We start from the raw sequence: 607 nt of genomic DNA, 5'->3' as shown, positions 1-607 counted from the left end.
TTTTGGGGTTGAGTTTAGGCTGAGAAAGGATTCTTTGGAGAGGCAGTTGAGCGAAGGAGCGACTGCCATTTCCTGCCTTGAGAGCTACTTTGGCGCGGTGCCTGATCCACGCGCGCCCAACGCCACGCACCGGCTTGGCGACCTGATCGTGATGATGATCGCGGCAAGCCTGTGCGGTGCCAGCAATGCGACGGAATTTGCCCTGTTCGCGCAGGAGCGCAAGCAGGCGCTGTCGCGGCTGATCGACTATGACGCAGCTCCCAGCCACGATACCTTCTCGCGGCTGCTGCGCCTGCTCGACCCGGAGGCCTTCGGTCGCGCCTTTGCTGCCTTTGCAGCAGCTTTCGCCCGAGCCAGCCAAGAGACGCCCGAGGTGGTGTCGCTTGACGGCAAGGCTTTGCGGCGGGCCTACGAGAAGGGCTTGGCAGCCAGTCCGCCGTTGACGGTGTCGGCCTTCGCCGCCGAGACCCGGCTGTGCCTGGCGGCAGTCTCGCCGAGCGATGGTGAGAACGAAGTCGAGGCCGCGCTCAAGGTCGTCGAACTCATTGATCTTACGGGCAGATTGGTCACCGCCGACGCGCTCCACTGCCACACCCGCATGGCTGCG

1 protein-coding gene is annotated in these 607 nt (G+C 64.1%); it reads left to right on the top strand.

Annotation, left to right across the window (positions count from 1 at the left end; translation table 11 throughout):
- Nucleotides 1-46: 46 nt before the first annotated feature.
- A partial coding sequence (locus NKH21_RS32720) for an ISAs1 family transposase (RefSeq protein WP_352870033.1) occupies nt 47-607 on the top strand: 561 nt, incomplete at its 3' end.

This window comes from Mesorhizobium sp. M1329, from assembly GCF_040318035.1.
Classification (GTDB): domain Bacteria; phylum Pseudomonadota; class Alphaproteobacteria; order Rhizobiales; family Rhizobiaceae; genus Mesorhizobium.
This window is presented reverse-complemented; position numbering and strand designations above follow the sequence as displayed.